We start from the raw sequence: 8,007 nt of genomic DNA on the forward strand, positions 1-8,007 counted from the left end.
TCGTGCTCGCGCTCGCCTACCCGTTCGGCGGCAGGGGCGACACGCTCGTGATCTTCGGGCTGCACGCGCCCATCGTGCTGTGGCTGCTGATCGGCCTGCTCTACGCCGGCGCCGGCTGGCGCACCGCGGCCGGCCGCATGGACTTCGTGCGCTTCACCGGCGAGTGGATCGTCTATCTCGCGCTGATCGCTCTCGGCGGCGGGGTGCTCATGGGCATCACGGCGGCGGTGTTCTCGGCGCTCGGCGCCGACCCGTCGACCGTGCTCATCGAATGGGTGGCGCCGTGCGGGGCGGCAGGGGCAGCGGTCGTCGCGGCGTGGCTCGTCGATTCCAAGCAGGAGGTCATCGAGAACATGGCGCCCGTGCTGGGCCGCGTGTTCACGCCGCTGTTCACGATCGCCGTGCTGGCGATGCTGGCCGGCGCCGTGGTGACGGGAGGCTTCGGCGCCTATCGCGAGGTGCTGATCGTCGTCGACGTGCTGCTGGTGGTGGTCACAGGGCTCGTGCTCTACGTGCTCTCGGCGCAGCAGCCGACCGCGCGCCCCGGCTGGACGGAGCGCCTGCAGCTGCTGCTCGTGCTCGCCGCCTTCGCACTCAACGGCTTCGCCCTCGCCGCGATGCTCGGCCGCATCGGCGACGGCGGGTTCACGCCGAATCGCGTGGTCGCGCTCGGCGTGAACCTCGTGCTGCTGGTCGGGCTCGCCGGCACGGCCTGGCTGCTCGCTCGCCGCGCATTCCGAGCGGATGCCTCGACCAGACGACTCCTCGCGTGGCAGACCGGCTACCTGCCGGTCTACGGAGCGTGGGCCGTGGCCGCGGCAGTCGTGGTCCCCCCGATCTTCGCCTTCGCCTAGCCCTTCCCCGTTCCCCTTCCCCTCCATCCACCTCATCCACGTCATCCACCTCATTCACCCGAGGTGTGAGTTCGGGCCGTCTCTTCGCCGAAAAGGCGACCCGAACTGCCCCGAAGAGTGAGTTTGGGCGGCGCGCCGGGGACGCCCGGGGATGCGCCGGGGAAGCCCGGGGATGCCCGCGGAAGCCCCGGGAGCCCGCGGAAGCTTGGGGATGCCCCGGGACGCCTGGGGAAGCCTGGGGATGCCCCGAGACGGGGTGGAACGGCGGGAACGGCGGCGGCGCGTCAGGCCGCGACGGGCTCCGACTCGGATTCCGCGGCGAGCACGGTGGCCTCGTCGCGGCGGTCCTCTGCCCGGCGCCGCGCGACCCGCGCCGCCGCGATCGAGCTGACGAGCGTGATCACCGAGAGCGCGCCGAGCATGACGCCGGGGTGCCACCACGCGTTGTGGCTGGCATCAGCGAGCAGCTGCGTCAGCAGGGGCACGAACCCCGCGAGGGCCGCCGCGATGGCATAGGCGAGAGACAGTGCGCTGTAGCGGATCGAGCGGTCGAAGGCATCCGCCATCAACCCGCCGAGCCCCGACCAGGCGAGCGTCGGCAGCAGGCCACCGACGACCATCGTGCCCGCGAGGATCAGGAAGGTCGCGCGCGGCAGCAGGGCATACATCGGGAACGCGATCATGAGGGTGGCGGCGGCGCCGATGGCGACGATCCAGGCCGAGCCGATGCGGTCGGCCCACAGCCCGAACAGCGGGATCGCCGCGATCTCGACGAGGCTTCCGATGATCGTCGCGAGGAACAGGGCCTGGGGTGGGAAGCCGAGCACCGAGGTGCCGTAGCTCGTCGTATAGGTGTTCATCAGCGAGTACGAGCCGATGCCGAGCATGGCCGCGCCGACCGCGACGACCAGCATGACCGGCTGGCGGCGGAAGACGTCGAGGACGGGAAGCCGCGTGACCCGCCGGGCCGTCTGGAGCGCGGCGAAGACCGGCGTCTCGGTGATCGTCACGCGCAGATAGAGCGACAGAGCGAGCAGCGGCAGGGCGAACAGGAACGGCAGACGCCAGCCCCAGCCGGCGAGCGCGTCGGCGCTCATGGTGGAGCTCAGCAGCAGGAACAGCCCGCCGACGATGACGGTGCCGATCGGCGAGCCGAGCTGCGGAATCGCGGCGTAGAACCCGCGGCGGCGGGCCGTCGAGTGCTCGACGCCGATGAGGATCGCGCCACCCCACTCGCCGCCGAGCGACAGGCCCTGGATGACACGCAGGGCGACGAGCAGCACCGGCGCCCAGATGCCGATGCGGTCGTAGGACGGCAGCACGCCGATGAGGGCCGTCGAGACTCCCATGATGCCGACCGTCCAGATCAGGGTGCGGCGGCGGCCGATGCGGTCGCCGAGGTGCCCGAAGACGATCGCGCCGATCGGGCGCACGAGGTACGAGGTCGCGAGCGTGAGGAACGCGGCGAGGGTGCCCACGGCGTGGTTCTCGGCGGGGAAGAACACCGACGCGCTGAACAGGGCGCTGAAGTAGCTGAAGACGTAGAAGTCGTAGGACTCGAGAGAGGTCCCGACGAGTGAGGCGAGCGTGACGCGCGTGGCGACCCGGTCGGAGGCGGAGACAGCAGGGACTGCGGAGGACGCGGAGTTGGCACTTAGCCCCGCGTCAGGAGTTCTGACCATCCCTCCAACCTACGTCGGGTCGCGCACTGGCGCAGACCGGGGCGCCCGCGGTTGCGCCGCTCGGATCCGCTTCGCGCTGCTCGGATCCGAGGCGCGTGAAGAGGATCCGAGCAGCGCGAGTGGAGGCGGCGACGGCGAGCGGATGCCTACGCCGACAGCACGTCGCTGAGGAACGCCACCGCCTGAGCGATCGCGCCCTTCGCGGCGAAGGTGTCGTGCAGCCCGTTGACCATCACGAAGTCGTGCACGATGCCCTGGTAGCGCACGGCGGTCGTGGGCACTCCGGCCCGGCGCAGCTTGGCGGCATACGCCTCGCCCTCATCGCGCAGCACGTCGGCCTCGCCCGTGATCACGAGTGCCGCGGGCAGACCCGACAGCTGCTCGAGCGAGGCGCGCAGCGGCGACGCCGTGATCTCGGCGCGCTGCGCCTCGTCGGTCGTGTACTGGTCCCAGAACCACTTCATGCCCTCGCGGGTGAGGAAGTAGCCTTCAGCGAACTCCTCGTACGAGGGGGTGTCGAAGTTCGCGTCGGTGACGGGGTAGAAGAGCAGCTGGCCCTTGATGTCGACCCCGCCGCGCTCTTTGGCGAGCAGCGTCAGCGCGGCGGTCATGTTGCCGCCGACCGAGTCGCCGGCGACCGCCAGCTTCGTGGCATCCAGCCCCTTCGAGGCGCCCGACGCGACGATCCACTGCGCGGTCGCCCAGACCTGCTCGAGCGCGTGCGGGTAGCGGGCCTCGGGCGAGCGGTCGTACTCGGGGAAGACGACCGCGGCGTGAGCGCCGATGGCCAGGTCGCGCACGAGGCGGTCGTGCGTGTGCGCGTCGCCGAAGACCCAGCCGGCGCCGTGCGTGTAGAGGATGACGGGCAGCGAGCCGGTCACGCCGACGGGCTTCACGATGCGCACCTTGACCGAGCCGGTCGGGCCGCCGGGGATCTCGATCCATTCCTCGTCGATCTCGGGCTTGAAGATCGGCTCATCCTGCACGCCGTCGACGGCCTTGCGGCCCTCTTCAGGGGCGAGCTGATAGAGGAACGGAGGCTCGCTCGTGGCATCCACGAATGCCTGCGCCGCCGGTTCGAGGGAGATGTTCTTGGGGTTGCCGCTCATGGGAATCGCGCTCCTTCTGCACTGTTGAGAACGGTCGTTCTCGCATCTGTCAGCCAATCTAGAGAACGATCGTTCTCGTTGTCAAGTAGACTGGCCACATGAACGCGAAGACCACGGAAGAGGGCCGCCGGCAGAAGATCGTGGACGCCGCGGACGAGCTGTTCTACGCCCGCGGAATCGGCCAGGTCGGCATGGATGCGGTGCGCGACGCGGCCGGCGTCTCGCTGCGTGCGCTCTACAACGAGTTCCCCGCGAAGGACGAGCTGATCATCGCCGTGCTCGGCGAGCGCCACCGCATGTGGACCGAGGGCGTGACGGCCAAGGTCGACGCGATCCGCGAGCCGCGCGCGAAGCTGCTCGCGGTCTACGACTACCTCGCCGAGTGGTTCGACGAGTCCGACTTCCGCGGCTGCGGCTTCATCAACGCCTTCGGCGAGCTCGGTGCCGCCAACCCGCGCGTGGCCGAGACCGTGCGCGATCACAAGGCCGACTTCCAGCGCTACGTCGACTCCCTCGTGCAGGCGGCCGGCGGCCCGGCATCCCTCGGCCCTCAACTCGCGATCCTCGCGGAAGGCGCGCAGACCACTGCCGCGATCGCAGGCACGACGGATGCCGCGCGCCATGCCCGCGCGGCCGCCGAGGCGCTCATCGCCGCCGCCGGCATCTGACCGCGGGTAGCGTTGCGCCCATGGGGACGCTGCGCTCGCTCGTGTGGGACCACGACGGTCACGTGATCGCGACGGACTTCCCGTTCGAGCAGATCTCGGACTACCTCGCCCGCGACGACGTGCTCACCTGGGTCGACCTGTGCGAGCCCGACCACTCCGATCTGAAGGCGCTCGCAGGCGAGCTCAGCCTCGACCCGAACGCCGTCGAAGACGCGATCGCGCACGTCGAGCGGCCGAAGGCACTGCGCTATGCGAGCCACACCTTCTTCACGGCATACGCCGCCGCCTACGACACCGAGAACGAGCCGGACGACGACGACCGCGCCGGGCGCCTGCGGCTCGACAAGGTGTCGGCCTTCGTGTTCGAGCACGGGCTCATCACGGTGCGCAGCCCCGAGTTCGACATCGACGAGCTCGTCGCGCGGTGGAACGACAACTCGGATCTGCTGCGCTACGGTGTCGGCGCCCTCGTGCACGGGCTGCTCGATGCCGTCGTCGACAGCCACTTCGACGCGGTGCAGGTGCTCGACGACGCGATCGAGGGGCTCGAGGACGTGCTGTTCGACGAGCGGGTCCTCGCCACACGCGTGCAGCGCGCCACCTATCGCCTGCGCAAGGAGCTCGTGCAGCTGCGCCGCATCGTGCTGCCGATGCGCGAGGTGGTGAACGGCGTGCTGCGCCACCGCCGCGACGCGGGGTCGCCGCGCGAGCTCGACGCGTCGTACGACGACCTCTACGACCACGTGCTGCGCGTCACCGAGTGGACCGAGTCCGTGCGCGACATGGTCTCGGCCCTCTTCGAGACGAACCTCTCGTTGCAGGACTCGCGCCTCAACAACGTCATGAAGAAGCTGACCAGCTGGGCCGCGATCATCGCCGTGCCGACGGCGGTCACCGGCTACTTCGGGCAGAACGTGCCGTACCCGGGCTACGGCACGTGGTGGGGGTTCGTGGCGAGTGCGGCGGTGATGGTCGTCGCAGCAGGCATCCTCTATGTCGTCTTCAAGCGGAAGAGCTGGATCTAGCGCCGCTCACCTGCCTCTGGCCGGTGCCAGGGTCGTTTGCTACCCTCGCAAAGTCGCGTCCTACCCCCGTACAGGGCGCGGATCGAACCGTGGTGATTCCGACCCCTTCATCGCACCCCCGCTGATTCCATGACCGATTTCCCCACCCGCCGATCGCTGCGCCAGGCTCCTCCCGCTTCGAAGGGGAAGGCCCAGGGCCGCAGGCGCGCAGAGCGCACCCGCTCGCGCGGCCACATGGCGACCGCCGGGGCGGCGACGCTGCTGCTCGTCGGCAGCGCCCTGGTCGCGATTCCGGCGGATGCCGCGACCGTGAGCTCGCACACGCTCTATGCGAGCCAGCTGCTCGCGCACACGCAGTCGCTGACCGTACGCTCAGACGTCAAGGGCGACGCCGTCGAGAACACGACCTTCGAGTCGTCCACCTTCACCAGCCCGGGCGGCACGCCGGCGCTCACGGTCGGCGGAGTCACCAACGCCGACTGGGCCGCCCTCGTGCTGCAGGACGCGGGGCTGCCGGTCACGCAGAACAACGTCACGGTCATCCTGCAGTGGATGGACTCCGAGAACTCGCCGCAGAGCTGGTACCTGCGCAACAACCCGCTGAACAACGGGCTCGGCTCGGGCGGCGGGGGCGGCTTCGGCAGCTACGCGAACCTGCGCATCGCTGCGTCTTATGTGGCGAAGCAGCTGGACCGCTCGCTGTTCGCCGGCATCCACGATGCATTGGCAGCGGATTCCGCACCCGCGGTCACCGAGCAGGCGATCATCGCCTCACCCTGGGCCAGCAGCCACTACGGCTACGGGTCGCGCTTCCACGCCGTGAACGTGCCGATCGTGGCGGCGCCGGTCTCCGCCTGGGGGTAGGCGGCTCGTTCGCTCGTCTCGGAGCTTTGGCTGGGCGGCTCGGCTGCCGACTGGTCGACTCGGCTGCCGACTGGTCGACTCGGCTGCCCGCTGGTCGACTCGGCGAAGCCGAATGGAGACCCCCTCTCCCTAAACGTGAACGAGGGAACCCTTCCCGATGCGGCCGAGCCCGCAGGGGCGACGGGATGTCTCGCCGAGACGTTCCCAAATGGGGCCTCGCCGCGGCGGAGCACCATTTCGGCACGTCTCGGTGCGTCAGACTTCGCGCAGCTCGAGGCGGAACAGCCGCTCGACGTCGGCTGCGATGTGAGTCACCGCCATTGCCGGCAGAGACAGCCCGATACTGAGGGCGTTGCTGGCGCTGGCCGCAGGGCCAATTCGCGCGGCGTCGTTCGGGTCAACATAGTGCACAGTCACCGTAACCAGCGCGCTGATCGAGCCCAGATCGATCGAGGCAGAACCACCATCCAGTGTCCTCGACGACGGCACGTCCACGAGCACCAGGCCATCGACATTAATCGCGACCTCCGCCCCGGATGCCCCGGTAATAACCGCCGTGGTCTTGCTACCCAAGAGCCCATCTGACGTTTTAGTGATCTCAACGTTCAGGCTGTTCAGGGTGATCGACTCATTGAGCCCATCACTCCATGTTGACCCGTCCACGCTCTGATACAGAGTGACGGTCTGTGCGCCTTCAGGAAGATGGTCCAGCTCAGGCAATACGAAGTGGCCGTCGTCATCCACCTCGGTAGTGGCTACCGGTGAGGTTGGCGGCCCACCGTCGACGGCCACGGAAACGGTTGCACCGGCGATCCCGCTGCCACTGATGACCGGGTACAACTCGTTATGGTCGCCCGTGTCGATACTCACATCGGTCACCTGCCGAGGGGTCTGGTCATCTTGGCCGGAACCACCGCTGCCGCTATCACCGCCCTGGCCAGGACTGCCGCCGTTGTCGGAGCCGCCAGTGCCACCATTCCCGGTGCCGGCACCACTCCCGGTGCCACTTCCAGTTCCGTTGCCGGTGCCGGTGCCGTTGCCCGGGCTGGTGCTGCCGCCGCCCGGGTTGCCCGGGTTGCTGTTGCCCTCGCCGGTACCGCCGCCGACGGTACCGCTGCCTGTGCCAGGCTCGGTGCCGCTGCCCGTACCCGGCTTGGAACCACCGGTGCTGTCTGGCGTGCTGCCGGAGGCCTTCGCCACGGGCAGCTGCGCGAGCTGCACCGTCTGGGCAAGCCCGTCCCTACCGGTCTTCGGGTCGGCGTAGGCAACTGTCGCCGAGGTCGCCCGCGCCGGGATCGCGGTCGCCCCACGCCCGGAATCGTTGAGCACGACCTGGCGCTCGGTGCCGTCTGAGAAGCGCACCAGAACGGTGGCGCCCTCGACACCGGTGATCGTGAGCTGCGAACCGTCAGAGCCGAGCGGCGCCGACAGGCCGAGCGTCTGCTTCGGCATCTTCGCCGTCACGGTCGTCGTAGTCGTGTCCCCGGTGGGGGCGCGCTGCGTGATGATGAGGCGGACAGTGCCGTCCGCGCCGGGCTGCACCCAGCTGAGCGGGCCCAACGTGAACGAGCCGCTGGATCCGACCGTCGTCGAGCTGCTGTGCGTCACATTCGCGATCGACGTCACGAAGACCGCCCGTGGGTGAGCGACAGCAGGCAGTATCGCCGCTGTGTGGTGACGGGCGAGCGCCGGCGCATCCGGCGCGGGAGCCTGGGTCGCCGTCACCGACGAGCCAGGGGCGCCGGTGCCGTTGATGATGGGGAAATAGAGCCCGTCACCCGTGTCGACGCCAGAAACGACGAGCG

General features: G+C 69.4%; 6 protein-coding genes and 1 pseudogene. 4 read left to right on the plus strand and 3 right to left on the minus strand.

Features of this window, described 5'->3' with window-relative positions:
* Nucleotides 1-854, plus strand: a pseudogene (locus ACM2XV_RS10135) (hypothetical protein); the annotation flags it as partial.
* A 284-nt stretch (nt 855-1,138) separates the two neighbouring features.
* Here the strand turns inward: ACM2XV_RS10135 and ACM2XV_RS10140 are convergent.
* Together ACM2XV_RS10140 and ACM2XV_RS10145 are read right to left on the minus strand one after the other, a co-directional pair.
* Nucleotides 1,139-2,536, minus strand: coding sequence for an MFS transporter (locus ACM2XV_RS10140; RefSeq protein WP_487026842.1), 1,398 nt, complete (start codon nt 2,534-2,536; stop codon nt 1,139-1,141).
* A gap of 146 nt (nt 2,537-2,682) precedes the next feature.
* The gene (locus ACM2XV_RS10145; RefSeq protein ID WP_487026843.1) at nt 2,683-3,645 is read right to left on the minus strand and encodes an alpha/beta hydrolase; all 963 of its coding nucleotides are present in this window, start codon (nt 3,643-3,645) and stop codon (nt 2,683-2,685) included.
* Nucleotides 3,646-3,743: 98 nt separating this feature from the next.
* Here ACM2XV_RS10145 and ACM2XV_RS10150 point away from each other — a divergent pair, with 98 nt between their 5' ends.
* The 3 genes from ACM2XV_RS10150 (at nt 3,744) to ACM2XV_RS10160 (ending at nt 6,202) form a co-directional block, all read left to right on the plus strand.
* The gene (locus ACM2XV_RS10150; RefSeq protein WP_487026844.1) at nt 3,744-4,313 is read left to right on the plus strand and encodes a TetR/AcrR family transcriptional regulator; all 570 of its coding nucleotides are present in this window, start codon (nt 3,744-3,746) and stop codon (nt 4,311-4,313) included.
* A 20-nt stretch (nt 4,314-4,333) separates the two neighbouring features.
* Complete coding sequence (locus ACM2XV_RS10155; RefSeq protein ID WP_487026845.1) at nt 4,334-5,338, plus strand: magnesium transporter CorA family protein; 1,005 nt, start codon at nt 4,334-4,336, stop codon at nt 5,336-5,338.
* Between the two features lie 129 nt (nt 5,339-5,467).
* Nucleotides 5,468-6,202 carry a hypothetical protein gene (locus ACM2XV_RS10160; protein WP_344777229.1) on the plus strand — a complete coding sequence of 245 codons (735 nt, stop codon included), beginning with the start codon at nt 5,468-5,470 and terminating at the stop codon, nt 6,200-6,202.
* A 255-nt stretch (nt 6,203-6,457) separates the two neighbouring features.
* Here ACM2XV_RS10160 and ACM2XV_RS10165 read toward each other — a convergent pair.
* On the minus strand, nt 6,458-8,007 hold a 1,550-nt coding region (locus tag ACM2XV_RS10165), incomplete at its 5' end, for a hypothetical protein (protein WP_487026846.1).

It is taken from the genome of Gryllotalpicola sp. CP2-P1, from assembly GCF_057512245.1.

Bases quoted from the DNA above. Each gene is read 5' to 3' on its own strand.
- ACM2XV_RS10140 (WP_487026842.1), bottom strand. From the start codon at position 2,536: ATGGTCAGAACTCCTGACGCGGGGCTAAGTGCCAACTCCGCGTCCTCC.
- ACM2XV_RS10145 (WP_487026843.1), bottom strand. From the start codon at position 3,645: ATGAGCGGCAACCCCAAGAACATCTCCCTCGAACCGGCGGCGCAGGCA.
- ACM2XV_RS10150 (WP_487026844.1), top strand. From the start codon at position 3,744: ATGAACGCGAAGACCACGGAAGAGGGCCGCCGGCAGAAGATCGTGGAC.
- ACM2XV_RS10155 (WP_487026845.1), top strand. From the start codon at position 4,334: ATGGGGACGCTGCGCTCGCTCGTGTGGGACCACGACGGTCACGTGATC.
- ACM2XV_RS10160 (WP_344777229.1), top strand. From the start codon at position 5,468: ATGACCGATTTCCCCACCCGCCGATCGCTGCGCCAGGCTCCTCCCGCT.